The sequence below is a fragment of the Bifidobacterium colobi genome (genome assembly GCF_018555455.1).
Taxonomy (GTDB): Bacteria; Actinomycetota; Actinomycetes; order Actinomycetales; family Bifidobacteriaceae; genus Bifidobacterium; species Bifidobacterium colobi.
Genome location: NZ_JAFEJU010000002.1, coordinates 223,432 through 243,152 on the forward strand (window position 1 = coordinate 223,432; position 19,721 = coordinate 243,152).

At 58.1% G+C, this 19,721-nt stretch carries 12 protein-coding genes; 11 read left to right on the plus strand and 1 reads right to left on the minus strand.

What is annotated here, in order from left to right:
* Positions 1-28 precede the first annotated feature (28 nt).
* The 11 genes from JS530_RS03225 (at position 29) to JS530_RS03275 (ending at position 18,120) form a co-directional block, all read left to right on the plus strand.
* Positions 29-1,456: an MFS transporter gene (locus JS530_RS03225; RefSeq protein ID WP_214375780.1), complete on the plus strand. Its 1,428-nt coding sequence runs from the start codon at positions 29-31 to the stop codon at positions 1,454-1,456.
* An 88-nt stretch (positions 1,457-1,544) separates the two neighbouring features.
* On the plus strand, positions 1,545-2,300 hold the full coding sequence (dapB, locus tag JS530_RS03230) for a 4-hydroxy-tetrahydrodipicolinate reductase (protein WP_214375781.1): 756 nt from the start codon (positions 1,545-1,547) through the stop codon (positions 2,298-2,300).
* Positions 2,301-2,421: 121 nt separating this feature from the next.
* The gene (gene dapA / locus JS530_RS03235) at positions 2,422-3,327 is read left to right on the plus strand and encodes a 4-hydroxy-tetrahydrodipicolinate synthase (RefSeq protein WP_214375782.1); all 906 of its coding nucleotides are present in this window, start codon (positions 2,422-2,424) and stop codon (positions 3,325-3,327) included.
* Between the two features lie 116 nt (positions 3,328-3,443).
* Positions 3,444-5,294 (plus strand): ribonuclease J, encoded by a 1,851-nt coding sequence (locus JS530_RS03240; protein WP_214375783.1) that lies wholly within the window; start codon positions 3,444-3,446, stop codon positions 5,292-5,294.
* A 145-nt stretch (positions 5,295-5,439) separates the two neighbouring features.
* Positions 5,440-8,049, plus strand: a complete 2,610-nt coding sequence (gene pepN, locus JS530_RS03245) for an aminopeptidase N (RefSeq protein WP_214375784.1) — start codon at positions 5,440-5,442, stop codon at positions 8,047-8,049.
* Between the two features lie 294 nt (positions 8,050-8,343).
* Complete coding sequence (locus JS530_RS03250) at positions 8,344-9,237, plus strand: sulfite exporter TauE/SafE family protein (RefSeq protein WP_214375785.1); 894 nt, start codon at positions 8,344-8,346, stop codon at positions 9,235-9,237.
* Between the two features lie 1,068 nt (positions 9,238-10,305).
* Positions 10,306-13,311, plus strand: coding sequence for a DEAD/DEAH box helicase family protein (locus JS530_RS03255; protein WP_214375786.1), 3,006 nt, complete (start codon positions 10,306-10,308; stop codon positions 13,309-13,311).
* A 136-nt stretch (positions 13,312-13,447) separates the two neighbouring features.
* Positions 13,448-15,160, plus strand: a complete 1,713-nt coding sequence (locus JS530_RS03260; RefSeq protein ID WP_214375787.1) for a S8 family serine peptidase — start codon at positions 13,448-13,450, stop codon at positions 15,158-15,160.
* A gap of 30 nt (positions 15,161-15,190) precedes the next feature.
* Positions 15,191-15,781 (plus strand): hypothetical protein, encoded by a 591-nt coding sequence (locus tag JS530_RS03265; protein ID WP_214375788.1) that lies wholly within the window; start codon positions 15,191-15,193, stop codon positions 15,779-15,781.
* Between the two features lie 272 nt (positions 15,782-16,053).
* A complete protein-coding gene (glmM, locus tag JS530_RS03270; RefSeq protein ID WP_214375789.1) occupies positions 16,054-17,439 on the plus strand; it encodes a phosphoglucosamine mutase in 1,386 nt (461 codons plus the stop codon).
* A 27-nt stretch (positions 17,440-17,466) separates the two neighbouring features.
* Positions 17,467-18,120 (plus strand): peptide deformylase, encoded by a 654-nt coding sequence (locus JS530_RS03275; RefSeq protein WP_214375790.1) that lies wholly within the window; start codon positions 17,467-17,469, stop codon positions 18,118-18,120.
* 268 nt (positions 18,121-18,388) lie between these two features.
* Here the strand turns inward: JS530_RS03275 and JS530_RS03280 are convergent, their stop codons facing one another.
* Positions 18,389-19,699: a S8 family serine peptidase gene (locus JS530_RS03280; protein WP_240541064.1), complete on the minus strand. Its 1,311-nt coding sequence runs from the start codon at positions 19,697-19,699 to the stop codon at positions 18,389-18,391.
* Between the last annotated feature and the right edge of the window lie 22 nt (positions 19,700-19,721).

Below are 19,721 nucleotides of genomic sequence, written 5' to 3' on the forward strand. Positions count from 1 at the left end.
GGACGAACCACCAGTAAGGAGTACACCAGTGTCTGCGACTCGTGTTGACGCCAAGTCGACTGTTGCCCACACCTCGCCATACCGCAGGCTGTTCGCATTGCCGGGAACCAAAGCCTTCTGCGTTTCCGGAGCAGTGGCCCGACTGCCGATCTCCATGATGAGCCTCGGCATCGTACTGGCATTGAACCACCTCTACAACAACTGGACGGTTGCGGGAACCATGAGCGCCGTCTACGTGCTCGCCATGTCTTGCGTCACCCCGTTCTACGCGAGAGCATTCGACCGGTTCGGCCAAGCCAAAGTCGGCAGAATCGCGCTTGCCGTGCAAATCATCGCCATGTTGGGATTCGCGTTCGCGGCACTGATTCGTGTGCCCATAGCCGTGCTCTTTGTACTGGCCATTGTGATGGGCTTGACGCAATTCTCATTCGGCGCATTGGTGCGAACCCGTTGGGCTTACGCGTTGCGCCAAGTAGAAGACGGCGAACAATTGTTGAACACCGCCTACGCCATGGAAGCCGCCATCGACGAAATCGTGTTCATTCTCGGACCGATTCTGGCCGCATGGCTCGCCACCTCCGTACACCCCGTCTCCCAGCTGTTCGTGCCCACATTGGCCTGCGGCATCGGCGGAACCGTGTTCTTCAGCCTCAAATCCACGCAGCCGCAACCCATTGTGGAAGCGATTGAACTGCCGGCCGCAGCTGAAGACGCCGGTCGGGAACAGGGCGGAATGAAACGCGGTGTTGCCGCATCACCTGCAACCCAGCAGGCAAATGGGCAGGCAGACAAGCTGACCATGCGCCAACTGAAAACAAGCAACGCCAAACCCAAGAGCGTGCTGCTCTACGCCGGCGTACTGCCACTGCTCGCGGTATTCATCGTGTTCAATATGAGCTTCACCTCATTCGACGTATCCATCACCGCATCCATGAAAGCCATGGGGCTTGAGCCATTCCTGGGCCTCCAGCTGGCCATGTTCGCCGTAGGCTCATGCATCGGGGCGCTGATATTCGGCTCCCGACAGCTCAAAGGCTCCCATTGGGCGCATATGGTGATGTTTCTCATGCTGCTGACCGTTGGATACATATTCTTCCGCCTGACCATGGATCATCTCATTGTGTTGGGTCTGGTGGAAATCCTCACCGGCCTCACCGTCTCGCCCCTGTTCGCCACCGGCAACCTCATCGTCAAAGACCTTGTTCCCTCGGAATCCCTGACCGAAGGGTTGAGCTGGGTGACCACGGCGGGCACCGTAGGCACTTCGATCGGCTCCTCGGTTGCCGGCGTGGCATTGGATGCCGCAGGCGCGCACATCGGCATGATGCTGCCATTCCTGTTCACCCTCGCGGCAGTGCCTATCGCATTGGGCGGATGGTGGTTGGCCAAGAGGCGATCGTCCGTGGACATTTCACCGGATCGCAAGAGCGCCGGTGATAATCTGAATGCCGATTAAGCGCACAACATAACTGAATATGCCAACTGCACGTAGCATTAACAACCGTTGTATTAACAACCGTTGCATCAACAAACAGGGGAGAGTCATGATTAAGGTTTCCGTGGTCGGCGCCAAAGGCCGTATGGGTTCGCATGTGGTCGAAGCCGTCAACAACGCTCAAGACACCGAGCTCGCGCTTGCGCTCGACGCCGGCGACGACCTGACCCAAATCACCCCCGAAAACACCGACGTGGTGGTGGAGTTCACCGTGCCCAGTGTGAGCCTGAACAATGTTCTCGCCCTGATTGGCCAGGGCGTGGACGTGGTGGTGGGCACCACCGGCTGGACCGACGAAAAGCTCGCCCAAGTCAAGGAAGCCATCGCACAAGGTCCGAAGCCGAGCACCCAGAAGGTGTTCATCGCCCCGAACTTCGCCATTTCCGCAGTGCTGGCCGACTACTTTGCCACCAAGGCAGCCAAGTACTTCGAATCCGCGGAAGTCATCGAACTGCATCACCCCACCAAGGTCGACGCCCCCTCCGGTACGGCAATCCACACCGCTCGCGGTATCGCCGAAGCACGCAAGGCAGCCGGCATGGCTCCGGTGCCGGACGCCACCGAAACCGATGGCGGCTCTCGTGGCCAGGTGATCGACGGCATCCATGTGCACGCCGTACGTCTGCGTGGCCTCAACGCCCACGAAGAAGTGCTCTTTGGCAATGCCGGCGAACAACTGACCATTCGCGCCGACAGCTTCGACCGCACCAGCTTCATGCCGGGAGTGCTGCTCGCCGTGCGCAAGCTTGCCGGCGATGCTCCCACCGGCCTGACCGTCGGCCTCGACCAGTTCCTGGACCTGTGAACGTAAGCCTTTAGCAAACAACATCAATCACAAATCAAACAACATCACTACATATTGCGGGCGCACAAACACGCACAACCAAGTTATCCAAGCGTCCACAATGGGAAGTACGGTGAACACTATGAGCGAGCATGACATGCATCTTCTTGACCCGGCACCTTTCGGTCGTATTCTGCCGGCGATGGTGACCCCGATGAAGGCGGACGGCAGCGTTGATTTCGACGCCGCAGTTGCGCTCGCCAAGAACCTCGTGGCAGACGGCGCTGATGGTCTGGTGGTCAATGGCACCACCGGCGAATCGCCGGTGACCCACATGGAAGAAAAGGTCGAGCTGGTCAAAGCCGTCAAGGAAGCCGTGAACGTTCCGGTGATCTCCGGAGCTGGCTCCAACGACACCGCCCATACCGTGCGTATGGTCGAACAGACCCAGGAAGCCGGCGCCGACGCGGTGCTCGTAGTTATGCCCTACTATTCCCGCCCCTCGCAGGACGGCATCGTCGGCCACTACAAGGCCGTTGATGAATCCGCCGAAAAGCCGATCATCGTATACGATGTCCCCGGCCGTACCGGTCTGAAGGTCAAGGTGGAAACCTATGACCGACTGGCCGAACTCGAACACGTCAAGGCTGTTAAGGACGCCACCGGCGATCTTGCAGCCGCAGTGGAGAAGCAGCAGCGCACCGGCCTCGCCTGGTATTCCGGCGATGATGGCCTCTTCCTGCCGTTCCTTTCCATCGGCGCCGTTGGCATCATTTCCGTGATCGCCCACGTCGCATCCAACCCCATGCAGCAGCTTGTCCAGGCATTCGACCGTGGCGATATCACCACCGCACGTCGTCTCGCCAACCAGCTTGCCCCACTCGTCCACGCGCTCAATGGTGACGGTTATCAGGCCGTCATGGCCAAGGCCGCGCTCAAGGTCAAGGGATACATTCCTTCCACCACCATGCGCCTGCCGAACATTGGCCCCGACGCCTCCCAGCTCGACAAGGCTGAGGAAGGCATGCGCGCCGCCGGACTGCTGTGATCGGACTGCGGTAAACAGCATGTAATTGCTGTACCGCAACTGCTGTACACGGGTTGCCAGCCCGCCGCCCCTGCATGACAGAGCAGAGGCACAAACAACAGAAAATCCAAGAAGATATGGCACAAGAACAAAAGAAGACAACTAAAAACAGCAACTCTCGTCGCCGCGGCTCCGGCCGCAAGGGCGGCAGGAGCCAGGCTATCCGCAACAACCAGTCCCGCAAGATCAATCAGAACCAGGCACCTACCGCACCGCAGCAGGATGCCGTGCTGATCGCGCCGCCGAAGTACCGCAAGGGTTCCATGCGCATCACGCCGCTCGGCGGCCTCGGTGAAATCGGCCGCAACATGAACGTGATCGAATACAACGGTCACCTGCTGCTCATCGACTGCGGCGTGCTCTTCCCGGAAGAGGAGCAGCCGGGCGTCGACCTGATTCTGCCTGATTTCAGCTACATCAAGGATCGCTTGGACAAGGTCGACGCTCTGGTGCTGACCCACGGCCACGAAGACCACATTGGCGGCGTGCCCTACCTGCTCAAACTGCGCCCGGACATCCCGCTGATCGGCTCCAAGCTGACCCTCGCGTTCGTGGACGCCAAGTGCAAGGAGCACCATCAGAACCCCACCAAGGTGGAGGTCTCCGGTCGCGAGAAGCTCAAGGTCGGCCCATTCGATCTTGAGTTCGTCACCGTGACCCACTCCATTCCGGACGCTCTGGCCGTCTACGTCAAGACCCCGGCAGGCTCCCTGATCGACACCGGCGACATCAAGCTCGACCAGCTGCCGCTCGACCACAAGATCACCGATTTGGTGGAATTCGGCAAGATCGGCGAAAAGGGCGTGGATCTGCTGATGATGGATTCCACCAACGCCGAGGTGCCCGGCTTCGTGAAGCCTGAAACCTCCATCGGCCCGGCATTGGATCAGGCGTTCGCCCAAGCCACCCGCAAGATCATCGTGGCCAGCTTCTCCTCCCACGTGCACCGCGTGCAGCAGGTGGTGGACGCCGCCCACAAGTACGGCCGCAAGGTGGTGTTCGTCGGCCGTTCGATGGTACGCAACATGTCCATCGCCGCCGACCTTGGCTACCTGCACATCCCTGAGGGCACCGTGGTGGATCTGAAGCAGGCCAACGACATCCAGGATGACCAGCTTGTCTACATGTGCACCGGCTCCCAGGGCGAACCGATGGCGGCGCTCGGCCGCATCGCCGACGGCAACCACCGCGACATTCACATCAACGAATTCGACACGGTGATTCTCGCCAGCTCCCTGATTCCGGGCAACGAGCACGGCGTGTACAAGGTGATCAACAAGCTCGTGCAGCTCGGCGCCAAGGTGGTCAACCGCGATAACGCCGCAGTGCACGTTTCCGGCCACTGCAACGAAGGCGAACTGCTGTACATGTACAACATCGTCAAGCCGAAGTGCGCCATGCCTATCCACGGTGAGAACCGCCACTTGGTGGCCAACGGTCTGATTGCAGTCAAGACCGGCGTCGACCCGCAGAACGTGGTGCTTGCGGAAGACGGCGACGTGGTGGATCTCTACCATGGCAAGGCCGCAGTCGTGGGCTCCGTGCCCTGCGGCTACGTGTACGTCGACGGTGATTCGGTCGGTGAACTCACCGATGACGAGCTGGAGAAGCGCCGCATTCTCGGCACCGAAGGCTTCGTCTCCGCGTTCGTGGTGGTGGACACCGACAACCGCGAAGTGGTCACCGGTCCGAAGATCTACCTGAACGCCGTGGCCGAAGACGAAAGCGAATTCGACAAGGTGCGTCACCAGATCGTTGAACAGCTCAACGATGCACTGATGCAAGGCACACGCGACACCTACAAGCTGCAGCAGATCATGCGTCGCACGCTCGGCAGCTGGGTGGCTCGCCAGCTGCATCGCAAGCCGATGATCGTGCCGGTTGTGGCAGACATCGCACAGGATGTCGAAATCGTAGACCAGCACTAAAACCAATGTTGACTGTAGCGGGTCAGGGAGTAATACCCCTGACCCGCTACAGTTGTATACAGCCTTTACTTGAAAAAACGTTTTCCAATCCGGCGCACCGCGCCACCTCCCGCCAACCGGGAGGTTTTTGTATGAAAGGAACACTATGCCCGGATCGAATCTGACCCGTGTTGAGGCCGAAGAGCGCAAGGCCGTAGTCGAAGCGCCGATCCACTACCATGTGGATCTTGATCTTACGGTCGGCCCGAAGAACTTCGGTTCCAAGGCCCTGATCTGCTTCAATGCAGAAGAAGGCTCCTCGACCTTCCTTGACCTGATCGCCGACGAAGTGACCGCCATCGAACTGAACGGCGAGAAGCTCGACCCGGCCGCTGTCTACAAGGACAGCCGCATCGAACTCAATCATTTGAAGGCCAAGAACGAGGTCACGGTCACCGCACTGTGCCGCTACTCCACCACCGGTGAAGGCCTGCACCGTTCGGTCGACCCGTCCGACGGCAACATCTACCTGTACTCCCAGTTCGAAGTGCCGGACGCTCGCCGCGTCTACGCTGTGTTCGACCAGCCTGACCTGAAGGCCACCTTCGAATTCAAGGTGCTCGCCCCGCAAAGCTGGATCGTAACCTCCAACATGCCGACCTCCAGCGTGGAAGACGATGCGCGCGAAACCTTGGACGGCACCCTGGGCGAGAAGCCGAACGAGTCCAGCCGCCTGTGGATCTTCGAGCCGACCCCGGTCATGAGCTCCTACCTGACCGCCATCTGCGCCGGCCCGTACGCCGAATGGCACACCGAATACCACAATGAAGACGGCCGCATCGTGCCGATGGCACAGTACTGCCGCCAATCCCTGGCCGAGGCGTTCGCCAAGGACGTGGACTACCTGTTCGACATCACCAAGAAGGGCTTCGCCTTCTACGCCAAGACCTGGGGCGTGCCGTACCCGTACGCCAAGTACGACCAGATCTACGTGCCGGAATACAACGCCGGCGCCATGGAGAACATCGGCATGGTCACCATCCGCGACTCCTACGTGTTTGAATCCAAGGTGACTGACGCTCTGGCCGAACGCCGCGTGGTGACCGTACTGCACGAGCTCGCCCACATGTGGTTCGGCGACTACGTGACCATGAAGTGGTGGAACGACCTGTGGCTCAACGAGTCCTTCGCGGAATTCACCTCCACGCTGGCCACCGCTGAAGCCACCGAATGGCATGACGCTTGGGCCACCTTCTGCTCCGGCGAGAAGAGCTGGGCGCTGCGCCAGGATCAGCTGCCCACCACCCATCCGATCGTGGCACCGATCAACGATCTCAACGACACCTACGTGAACTTCGATGGCATCACCTATGCCAAGGGCGCTTCCGTATTGAAGCAGCTGGCATTCTACGTGGGCCGCGAACAGTTCTTCCAGGGCATTCACAACTACCTGAACCGTCACGCCTACTCCAACGCCACCCTGGCCGACCTGCTGGGCGAACTGGAGAAGACCTCCGGCCGCGATCTGAAGGCATGGAGCGCCAAGTGGCTGGAGGAATCCGGCATCAACACCATCGCCTCCGCCGTGAACGAAACGGCTGACGGCACCATCGCCGAGCTTAAGCTCACCCAGACCGCCTCCGAAGAGCATCCGGTGCTGCGCCCGCATCGTTTGGCCATCGGCTTCTACAATGAAGACGCGGCCACCGGCAAGATCGTGCGCACCGAGCAGTTCGAACTCGACGTTGACGGCGAAACCACCATCGTGGAATCCGCCGCAGGCAAGCAGCGTCCGGCACTGATCTTGGTGAATGATGACGATCTGACCTACACCAAGATTCGCTTCGACGCCGAATCCCAGGCCTTCGCCGAAGCCAACCTGCACCGCTTCGATGATGCGCTGGCTCGCGCCGTGACCTGGCTGGCCTTCTGGGATATGACCCGCGACGGCGAATTCCCGGCCGAACGTTTCGTGGACATGACCCTGCGCCTGCTGGCCACCGAAACCGAATCCACCACGTTCCGTTACGCGCTGGCTTGCATGAGCACCACCGCCCACCACTATGTGGCACCGGCCCGCCGTGAGGAAGTGCTGCGCCACGTGGCCGCCGAACTGTGGAAGCTGGCCAACGCCGCCGAAGCCGGTTCGGACAACCAGTTCCAGCTCATCACCGCCTACCTCGGCTACGGTGAGGAAGGCGACGAAGCATTCGCCGCCAACGCACATGGTCTGCTTGATGGTACGGTGACCCTGCCCGGTCTTGAGATCGACAACAACTTCACTTGGACCATCGTGCAGTCGCTCACCTCCGTGAACGCCATGAGCGATGATGAAGTGGAAGCGCAGCTGGCCAAGAAGGATTCCATTGTGAACCGCGAGTTCGCGCTTGGTGCCCGCGCCGCACGCCCGACCGTCGAAGCCAAGGAATGGGCTTGGGATCAGGCGCTCAATAACGATGAGCTGACCAACTCCCAGCTCGAGGCTGTGGCCCGTGGCTTCTCCGCCACCCCGAACACCGAACTGGCCGAGCCGTTCGCCGCCAAGTACTTCGAAACCGTGGACTGGGTCTGGGCCAACAAGACCTACCACATGGCCGAAGCGCTGCTCAACGGTCTCTACCCGGGTTACGCGGATCCGGCCACGCTCACCAAGCTCGGTGACGCATGGCTTGAGGAGCACTTCGCCGCCGACAACGCTCTGAAGCGTCTGATCATCGAGAACGTGGCATCCTCGCACCGCACCCTCAAGGTGCGCGACTACAACGCCGCCCTGTAATCGCTGTTCTCACGGCTTCCCCTCATGAGGAGCCGTCTGCCTTTACATAGGCAAAAGCTATGTAGGGGGCAAAGTTGCATTTTTTTGCAACTTTGCCCCCCTAGAGAACTATCGTCAGCAAGAAGATTCCCCTCTTTGAGGGAAGCCGTTGCCAAGGCGAGTGAGGGGATCTATCGCCAGAACTGTAGTCCACATACCAAAAGAAAACCCGCAACCAATCCTCAACGGCGTATCCTCGCTCAAGGTTGGCGATATGCCGGCCTGAACAAGCAAAGGATCGTGAAGGATACGAGGATGATTGCGGGTTTTTCCATACTTTCACTGCTGCTGATTCTGCTCGCTGGCATCGGCGCCGGATTCGTAGGCTACGCGGTGGGCGCATCCTCCCTGGTCTCATACCCGGCATTGCTCGCATTCGGCATTCCGCCGGTGCTCGCTAACGCTTCGAACACGGTCGGCGTGGTCGGCACCGGCATCGGCGGTGTGATGGGTGCGCGCCGCGAACTCAAAGGCCAGACTTTGCGCGTGGTCACCTATGTGGCCATCGGTGCCATCGGCGGAATCATCGGTGCATACCTGCTGTTGGAACTCGATCCCAAGGTGTTCGAATTCGCAGCCCCCGCATTGATTTTGTTCAGTTCGTTGATCATTGCCGTTAATCCGCGCGGCCGCATGCAAGCCAAGCAGGCCGCCGCCGATGCCGCAGCCCAGCTGCATCATATGAACGCCGCCGCGCAAGCCACCAAAACCGAGCCGATTGCCGAACAGCATGAGGCGGAAGACAAGGCGGCACGATTGTCCGTTGACCAACCAGTGCAACCCATGAATAAGGACTCATGGTGGGTGTGGATCGGCGTATGGGCGGTGGCCATCTACTCTGGCTATTTCGGCGCCGGCGCTGGCACATGCGCGCTCGCTGTATTGGATGCCGCAAAAATCGGACCATTCCATAAAATCAACGCGTTGAAAACCCTGATCGGTACAGGTGCGAACATCACTGCATCCGTGGTGTTCATCGTGCGCGGTGCCGTTGATTGGCCGGCAGCCATCATGTTGTGCATCGGATGTTTCATCGGCGGCTATATTGCTCCGCCCATCACCCGTAAGATTCCGGCGAACATCATGCGTGCCGCCGCCGTGATCGCCGGCATTGTGCTCACCATCGATCTCGCATTGAAAACCTACTAGACGCAGCGTGCGACCTTGCGTGCCGAGTGGGTCAGTTGGTCGAGCGGTCTGTGTGTGGCGGGGCGGTGCTCGGTCTGTGTGTGGCGGGGCGGTCGGTCGCTTGGTCTGTGTGGGGCGGTGCTCGGGCTGCGTGGGGTGGGCTGCTCGGTTTCCCTCGATCTTCGGCCGGTATCTGCTCGGTATCTGCCGGGTATCTGATTGTCATCTGCTTCGTTGATGCGTTTTTCCATGTCAATGCGCCAGAATCGTTGGAATTCCGCCATATTTTTATCTGCCTGGTATTTGCTTGAATGATGAAATGAGCCAGTTTCGGTGGGTATCGTGTGTGATTAGCGATTTCTGGTTCGGTTGGCTGTTTCTTCCGTGATCTGCCGGTCGTCTCTTTTGTTAGTTGTCGATTCGTCTGATGTCGAAGTGCCATGTTGTGCCCGTGCTGCTTCGCTGGGCATTGTTAGGGGAAACGCGCATGATGGTATTGGGACAAGGTTTGGCCTTTTAACTACGTTGAGAGCGTCCAATGAAGTCGTCCGGGCATGTCATGGATTATGGCTTCGCTGAGCGGTTCTCATTGAAGCCCTGACCCCATAAGTTGGCACGTTGACTTCACTGACGGCTTTCAGCGAAGTCATAAGGCCAGCACTTGGAATTCGGTCTTCACTTAACATGCATTCGAACTTAACATGCATTCGAAAACCTACCAGATCGCGAGAGACACCTGCCAGATGGCGATTGGCGTATGGGACACACGGTTTTTCGTTCAGTACTTGCTCGGTATCTGCTCGGTATCTGCTTCGTTGATGCGTTTTTCCATGTCAATGCGTCAGAATCGTTGGAATTCCGCCAAAATTTTATCTGCCTCATATTTGCCTGAGCTTGAGCGAGGGTGACGGTCGGGGCTGATGTGCACACGATTATGCACGCAATTATGCGCGCGATTGTGCATGTAGGTGCATATGTGATTGCGTGTAACTGTGGGTAGCTCTGTGCGCGATTGCACGCTGCGGTAATCTTGTGCGGTAGACCGGTACGAAAAGCAGGAACGGCAAGGCTGTTGGAAGAAGGACGTTGATGACTGGGCAGTGGGGTGCGATACGCTTCAACGGCAGGTTCCGCGATTATCAGCAGCATATATTGAACAATGCGGATCGCTATTTTGCCGATGGTCATGTGCATATCGTGGCACCGCCCGGCAGCGGGAAAACCATTCTGGGATTGGAATTGATTCGCCGGCGAGGTGAAGCGGCCCTGATTCTTTCGCCCACGATTGCGATTGCCAATCAATGGTTGGATCGATTCGCAAGTCATTTCACGCTGGCTGATACAGCTGATTCAGCTGATACAGCCGATTCGTCTGATACAGCCGATGCGCCGGCTGATACTGCGACGGAGGCTTTGGGTGATTCGCCGCAAACTGGCAATCGAGAGAATCCGCTGACCGCTATGACTTCCGCGGATTTACGTCATCCGAACATGCTGACCTCGGTAACCTATCAGGCGCTGCATGCCGCGGTCAGTGAAACGCACCAGGGCGCAGCCACGCAAGCACAGCAGCAAGCAACGCAGCAGGGCGCAGCCACACAAGCACAGCAGCAAACACAGCAGCAGTCGCAGGCGCTCGCCGCTCTTGTCGATTGCATCATCGCATCCGGCATCCGCACGATTTGCTTGGACGAGGCGCACCACCTGCGCCGCGAATGGCAGAAAGTGTTGGAAGCGTTTGTCGCCGCGCTGAGCTCTCGGTTGAGCTCTCGGTCGAGCCAGCAATCGAGCTCTCGGCCGAGCCAGCAATCGAGCTCGCAGTTACGCGATGATTCGCGCACCGCCGGCCCCCTGATGATCATCGCGCTGACGGCCACACCGCCTTATGATGCCAAAACGGCGGAATGGGAACGTTACATCGCTGTGTGCGGCGATATTGATGAGGAAATCGCCACCCCTGAACTGGTCAAGCAGGGCAATCTGTGCCCGCATCAGGATTTTGTGATGCTGAACTATCCGACTCCGAGCGAAACCGCGGCGATACAACGGTATCGCGTCAAAGTTGCCAAAGTCGTCGAATCGATTATCGACAGTGATCTGTTCGCGCGCATCATCGCCGCTGCCGGCATCGCCGCCGACGGCAGTCAACAGCAGATTCCCGAAGCCCTCTATAACTATCCCGATGAATACTGCGCGCTGATGATTCTGATGAGCAAGCGACGGGATATGGCAGTTCCTCAACGGCTTATGCAGCTGATCACGGTAAAGCGCACGTTGCCTGAATACCGTGTGCGATACGCGCAGCAAGCATTCCAATTTGTAATCCGTACGCCTGAACTGTTCGGTAAATCGCTGTCTGATGAGTTGAAGAAGGAGCTCACTCGGCTGGGTGTTACGGATCGTGGGCAAGTCGCACTGTTGAATGATGATGCCACGATGCGCCAGTTGGTTTCGTCGGCCGGCAAGCTTGATTCGATTGTGCGCATCGTACGCCATGAGAGCGCGGCAATGGGGGAGCGGCTACGACTGCTGGTGCTCACTGATTACATTCGTGCCGATGCCAAACGTATGATCGGCAGCAGTCAGCCCATTACGCGCATGGGCATTGTGCCTATTTTCGAAACGTTGCGCAGAGCAATGCAGAAAACGCACGAAACGCCAACGCAAGAAACGTCAACACACGAGACATCTGCGCCGCAGCCCAGCATCGCCGCGGTTTCCGGCAGCCTCACCATACTGCCAACCGCATTGCAAGCTGAGGCATCCCGCCGCGCCGCTACGTATGGTGTAGTCGCACGATTCAAGCCGTTGAATGACGAACGCTATTGTGAGACTGATTTGGGGGCGTCGAATGGTGTGAAAATCGCGGTGATTACCGAACTGTTCGAAGCGGGACTGATTCAAGTGCTGATTGGTACGAAATCCTTGCTGGGTGAGGGCTGGGATTCACCGAGTATCAATACGCTGGTTTTGGCTAGCACGGTCGGCTCGTTCATGCTGACTAATCAGATGCGCGGGCGCGCCATTCGCGCTGTGGGCGCGGATCCAAACAAGGTGGCCAATGTGTGGCACTTGGCAACTGTGGAGCCGGAACATGTGGATGACAGTGCGATAAGGGAGGCGGCGCATGATTATCTCGATCCGCCAGATACGCGTGAGATTCACGGCGCGGATTTTGCTATGCTCACCCGCCGCTTTAACTGTTTTATTGGTCCGTCGTATGTGAATCGCACTATCGAAAGTGGTATTGAACAGCTTGACGCCTTCAATCCGCCTTTCGACCGCAACGGTATAGAACGTATTAATGGCATTATGCTGCGGCGCAGTGCCGACCGCGGGCGTACGGCTGAGCTTTGGCGTGATGCTGTGGATGCCACTGAAACCGGCGGACGCGTCACCCAAGCCGTGCAGGTGGAGCAGCCTACTGCGCCGCGTGAGGCGATACTGTTGCAATCGTTGAAAATCGTGGTGTTGGGTGTGCTTTGGTATATCGCGAACCTGTTATTCAGGATTGGTTTGGGTATTGATGATGGCACCGGCACGCTGGGCGTGGCGCTTTGTACGGCGGCCATGTTCGTAGTGCCCGTTGGCAGGGCGGTGATGCGTTGGTGGTCATTGATGACGCCGAAACGTACGATATTCGCGCTTTCATGCGCCATGCTGAATGCGTTGCGTGAGATGGGTGTAATCGCCAGTGCGGAAGCAGTGAGCACTATTGATGAGGTGTCGCTCGATGACAAGGATGATTCGACTGCGCTGCGCGTCATGCTGATTGGTGGTTCGCGGCGTGAGCAGGTTCTCTTTGCCAAGGCTATGACCGAACTGCTAGCTCCTATTGGTAATCCGAGGTACGTGATTATCGGTAAAGAGTGGGGCGTGCGCACGTATGGGGTGAGTTTTGCATGCCCGGCTGTGTTTGCGCGCCGACAGCAGGATGTAGACGCATTACGACGGCATTTGAATCGGAGTCTCACACATTGCGAGTTGATTTATACTCATACGGAGGAAGGCCGGCGCATACTATTGCGCTGCCGTGTTCGTTCCTTCCTGAATCTCGACCAGCACATGCTGCGCAGGCTCACCACGACGGCATGATGGATGGCGTTGTGGCTGGGGTTGTTGCCGGACGCATTATGGAAGTATGCTTGGCTTTTGCAGGGGTTCTTTTGCAATGAAGCGCTTCGAAGTAATTGGCCGATGATGGTATGAGTCGAATGGAAGGGTTGCAGAGATGAAGAGATCGGTTCTTTCTGTGTGTTCGGGGGTGTTGGCGGTTTGCGTGTTGCTGGTGTTGTCGCCGTCGGCGCGTGCTGATGACATGGGTGGTTTGTGGCCGGTCAAGGACGGTGCGGTCGTCGCGGCGCATGAGGCGGGGCTGGATGGTTCGGGGGTGAAGATCGGCGTGTACGATACGCAGGTGGTCTCGGATTACCCGGGGTTGTCGGATGCGAATGTGAAGTACCAAGTTGGGTCTTTCCGCGATGCCGATAATCAGCCGGCCAAGTGTGTGTTGGATGATGGTGAGCTGCAGGCGACTGCCACGTCCAAGGAGAGTGGTGATTATTCGTCTCATGGAACGCACATGCTTCTGTGGCTTTTGGGTAATGGCAGGAGCTGGGACGGGAGCCAGGGGATAACCGGCTTGGTGCCAAAAGCGGACGTTCTATTCGTCACAGGTGGACGCGGAGGAGTTGGAATTAATTTAAATGTTCCGTGTAAGGGAATGGTAGGAATTGACACTGATAAAGATGTTGGCTATCTGGTTAATTCAGGGGTGCGAATCATCAATATGTCGAACATTGGTAGTTTAGGAGATTATGGCTACAACGGGATGCTCCAGGCTCTGCGCAATGGTGTGATTATTGTGTCTGGTCGTTCGAATGACACCGAGACTGATCCGACGGTTGATGGTAGTAGTGCGGATGCGCTGACCGGTGATCCGAGGTTTTGGAGTTCTTTTCCTGGTGTGTTGCGGAATAATGAGGTTGGTCCGGATGGTGGTATCGCCAGCATCTCAGATGTGGCGGATGCAAATGTGAATATTTTATCCCCGGGGGATAAGACGCTTGTTCCAAGTGTGACTTCAAAAAAGATATCAATCGATTCTGGTGGCACGTCGACTGGTGCTGCTGTGTTGTCGGGGTATCTGGCGTTGGCGGTGCAGCGGTGGCCGGAGGCCACGGGCAATCAGATCCTGCAGTCGCTGGTGCGCAACACGAAGGGCAATGACTCGGGGGAGCCGCGGTTGGATCCTGGGCATAAGCGTGGTTTCGGCCAGGTGGATCCGGCGAGGCTCCTGTCGGTGGATCCGACGCAGTATCCGGACGTCAATCCGATTCTGGAGGCGCAGGTGACGGCGGCGGCGAGGCTGAAGGACGACCGTTCGAAGTGGTACACGCAGGATTGCTCGAAGAACGCCGAAGGCATCGGGAATGTTCTTGATGATATCCAGATTCCTTGCCAGGCTGGTGAGATTGGTCGGGAGTATGAGCGTCAGAAGGCGGCGTGGGCGAAGGTGGAGGAGTGCCGTGCCGGTGGTGGTTCGGATTGCATGAGGTACTCGGCGACGGCCACCGCCGGGCAGGCCGAGGATGAGTCGCGCAAGGGGTCCGGGTCGGATGGTGCGGTGGATGAGTCTGGGGTGTCCGCGGTTCCGTCGTGGCTGTGGGTTGGTGTCGGTGTGGCTGGTGCCGTGGTCGTGGTCGGCGGCGTCGTGCTGGCGGTGGTGTTGTCGCGGCGCGGCAGGCGCAGGCCTCGTCCGGGGGTTAGTGCGGCCGCGGGCCCGTTGCCGTATGGCGGTCCGGTGCCGGGCGCTTATCCGCGGTCGTATCCGCAACGGTCGTATCCGCAGCAGTATCCTGTTCCGGTTCAGTCTCCGGTTCAGGCTCCTCAGGCGCCTGAGCAGCAGATTCAGCGGCTTCGTGAACGTCAGCAACCGCGCTGACGGCTGGCGTTGTCGGCGTGAGGTGTTGCTATGCCGTTCTTTGAGAAACCGTTTATAGCTAAGTGCCATACCTATAAGTGCGGTCCGTGGCGAATCAGTTGTTATGATCATCCGGGTTTTACGCCGTTGATGCCGGTTGGTGCTCGGCGTACCTTCAGGTCGTTGTTGAAGTGGGAGCGGAAGACGCGTTGTTCTACGGTGTTGGATGAGATCGCTCGTGATTTGGGTGCATTCTGGTTGTTGGATCAATGGTTTACGGTCGGCCTGCATGGTTGGGCCGAGGCGATGGTTTCTTCCAGTATCTCGCGCCCGAATCGTGCGTTCCGACAGTCCATGTTTCATGCTTCGAATGCCGCCAACCCCAAGTATGTGCCGTTGTTGCGGGATCATCGCGATGCGTTGTTCTCGAAGCTTTGCCGTGGTGTGGCGGGTTTGGATTCGCGTGCGATGGATTATGTGGGTTGGCGTGCGGCTCGTTACCGCGCGGACCTTGCGGACATATTGTTCGGTCCGCGCTGGGGGATATTGCTTAATGATGTTCCCGGCAACGGGGCGTGGAATGTAAAGCCGTTTCCTCCTGCCGGTTGGCGTGAGCAGCTTGGCTGGCGGCCGCCGGTCTAGGGTGTTGCATGGCGCTTGGAATGGGTGAATCTGGCTAGCTTTCTGCTCTTTGGTTAGTCATGAGGGTTTCTGCGGGAATATCAACTGTTGCGGTTTAAGGGTCACTCACAATGCTCACAATGCTCCCGAAAACGCATGTCTGACACTCATAATTGCGACCGAATTGAGCAGTATTCCGCAAAACAGTATGACATCGTGCATGGAGCCGATTACCATGGTGCACGTTATAGAACGAGACGGTATGAGACCGCTCAAGTGAAGGATGCAATAGTATGCCGAAGATGTTTGGAACCGATGGTGTTCGAGGACTGGCCAATAAGGATTTGACCGCGCGTCTGGCGCTCGACCTGGGAGACGCCGCTGTGCGTGTGCTCGGCGACGCCGGTACCAAGGATGATCAGCCGGAGGGCCGTCGCCGTGCGCTCGTGGGCCGCGATACCCGAGTTTCCGGTGATTTCCTGGCTTCCGCACTGTCCGCAGGCATGTCCGCGGGCGGTTTCGATGTGATTGACGCCGGTATTATTCCAACCCCGGGCGTGGCTTACCTGACCAGCGTGCTCAACGTGGAGATGGGCGCTGTGATCTCTGCCTCCCACAATCCCATGCCTGATAACGGCATCAAGTTCTTCGCCCGCGGCGGATTCAAGCTGCCTGATCAGAAGGAAGACGAGATCGAGGCCGTGCTCGGCCAGGATTGGGAACGCCCGACCGGTGCCGGCGTGGGTCGCGTGAGCCATGATCAGACCACCGCCACCAACCTATACATCGACCATCTAGTTTCCACCATCGCCCCGCTCAACGATGACCAGACCCAGCCGAAGCCGTTGAAGGGTCTGAAGATCGTGGCCGATTGCGCCAACGGCGCCACTTCCGTGGTGGCTCCCGAGGCTCTGCGCCGCGCTGGCGCGGATGTGATTGTGATCAACGCCTCCCCGGACGGCTACAACATCAACAAGAACGCCGGATCCACCCACCCCGAGCAGCTGCAGGCCATGGTCAAGGCCACCGATGCGGTGATGGGTGTGGCGTTCGATGGTGACGCCGACCGCTGCCTTGCCGTGGACGAGGATGGCAATATGGTCAACGGCGATCAGATCATGGGTATTCTCGCCCGTGCCAAGAAGCGCGAAGGCAAGCTTAACCATGACACGCTCGTGGTCACCGTGATGAGCAACCTTGGCTTGAAGCTCGCCCTGAAAGACATGGGCATCAAGACCGTGGAGACTTCCGTGGGCGATCGCTACGTGCTGGAGGAAATGCTCAAGGGCGATTACTCGCTCGGCGGCGAACAGTCCGGTCACGTGATCAACCGTGAATTCGCCACCACCGGCGACGGCACCCTGACCGCTCTGACCCTGTGCAACGAGGTCGTCAAGTCCGGCAAGAGCCTCAAGGAGCTCGCCGCCGACTTCCCGCAGCTGCCGCAAACCCTGATCAACGTGCCGAACGTGGATAAGAAGGCTGCCGCCACCAACAAGCGCATCCAGGAAGCCGTGGCCCACGAGGAGGAGCTGCTGGGTGACTCCGGTCGTGTGCTGCTGCGCCCCTCCGGCACCGAGCCGCTGGTGCGCGTGATGGCCGAGGCCGCAACCCAGGCCTACGCCGACGAAGTGTGCACCCGCTTGGCCAAGATCGTGGCTGAAGAGCTGGCGCTGTAGTAGCCCATTCCCGTAAAGGAACATTCTATGTTTGGTAAGAACACCAAAGTCGATCTTGAACTCAACCGTATTGTTGAGCAGCTCATCAAAACCGGCGGCAAGGAGAAGATCCTGCCGATTGTACAGGCCGGTGAGCCGGTGCTACGCCAGCAGACCATGGCCTACAATGGTCAGCTTTCCAAGCGCACGCTGGCCAAACTGATCGACACGATGCACACCACCATGTTGGAGGCTCCAGGCGTGGGATTGGCTGCCACGCAGATTGGTCTTGGCCTGGCGCTTGCCGTGGTGGAGGACCATGTACGCGACGACGAGGATGATCCGCGTGAAATCGCCGAATTCCCCTTCCATGTGATTATCAACCCCAAGTACACGCCGGCCAGCGACAAAACCGCATCCTTCTACGAAGGCTGCCTGAGCTTCGATGGTTACCAGGCGGTGCGTAAGCGTTGGCTGGACATCGACGCTGAATGGGATGATGAGGACGGCAAGCGCCATAAGGAGCGTCTGCATGGCTGGCCGGCGCGCATCTTCCAGCATGAGACCGATCATCTGAGCGGCGAACTGTATATCGACCGTGCGGAAATCCGCTCGCTGACCACATACGAGAACCTCGAAGACTACTGGTGCAACGATCCAGTGCCTACCGAGGCCGCCGAAGAACTCGGTTTCGCGCTGTAGGCCGCTGGTAGGCCACAGAAGGCAGCTGTAGGTTGCTGTAGGTTGCTGTAGGTCCGCAGTCCGCCGTTGTCCGCCGCTATCCGCTGTCTTGACTGAAGGTTTTTATGCACTGACTGTAGGGTTTCCAACGTTGACTGACGGATTCCTAACGAAATTCGTTATAAAACCGTCAGTCAACGTTAGCTTTCCGTCAGTCAACGTTAGCTTTCCGTCAGTCAGTGTGAGAAATCCGTCAGTCAAGTACAGTCAGATAGCACCAAGTGGATGGTTAGCTGTGATCTGTTCCTTTCCCACCGCGCGTGCGCAAGCCAATAATCCATACGACTGCTGATAAACACAGCACGCTGATAGTGGTTATGGCAACAATCTGTTTGGTCCGCGCATTACGACGCTTAACAGGATGCAGCACGATAGTGCCTTGGTAGGTTTCGGATTGGAACGCATGAGTGGAACCGTCCGGCCGTGGTCCGCGTAGATTATCCGACAAACTAACCGACAACGCATTCATTGGATCCATAATGCCCCAACCTGTCATGCTGCTGCGATTATCCGGATCGGTGCGGTTGGCAGTGGCAAGAATACGTTGCCGCCATTGTGCCGGTGATTCGTCTGGGTACGCCGAAGCTACCAATGCAGCCTCTCCGCTCACATATGCCGTGGCGAAGCTTGATGATGCTGCGTCGGTGGCGAACACGCAGTCCACTCCGCCTGGAATGGTCCCTGCTGTTTGCATGCCGGGTGCTGCGATGTCTACTTGATCACCATGTACGGAATCACCGGTAGGTTCCAAATCGGTATTCAATGCGGTTACGCCGATAACTTCCGGATAGGCTGCGGGGTATCGTTCGCCATCTTTGGTACTCGCTGAAGTAAGTCGATTCCCGGCGCTCGCAATTATGAGACTGCCATGTGATTCGGCATAAGACACGGCCTGCTGCATTTCGGGGATATCGCGGGTGTCGCTGAGTGAGATGTTGATGATTTTCGCACCATGGTCAACCGCATAAGTGACCGCCGATGCCACTGTCTCCATAGATGGAGCTCCCGCTTGACGCCCGTTCTCCTCCCGGATGGTATCGAACACTCGGATGGGCATAATGGTTGCTGCGGGAGCAATGCCTTGAACGGTGGAACCCTCAACCGGGCGAGCTGCGATAATACCGGCGACTGCGGTGCCGTGATTGTAGATGTCGATGGTGCCATCCGAAGGATCTCCTGCCACCATACTGGTGCCCGGTATCACGGCACCTTCCAAGTGTGGGTTTTCGGTGTCGACCCCGGAGTCGATGACAGCGACGGTAACGTTTTGTCCGGTGGCATGTTGATGTAGTGTATCAAGCTCGAACAGTGTGTTGGTCCACGGTTGCTGGGTGACATAGTTTTCGATGCCTGCTTGGCACTGTGCCTGTCCTGAGGCTGAGTTCTGCGACGATGAGCTTGCTGAACTCGACGAATCAGATGAATCAGATGAATCCGCGTACGCTGTTGGTATTGCAGCTATGCACATGCCAGCTGCTAAACAAATTGCAATCAGAACGTGCGAGCATCTGCCCAGAATGGATTGCGAAAAACGATTCATGTGAATCGTCACATGGTGAAGG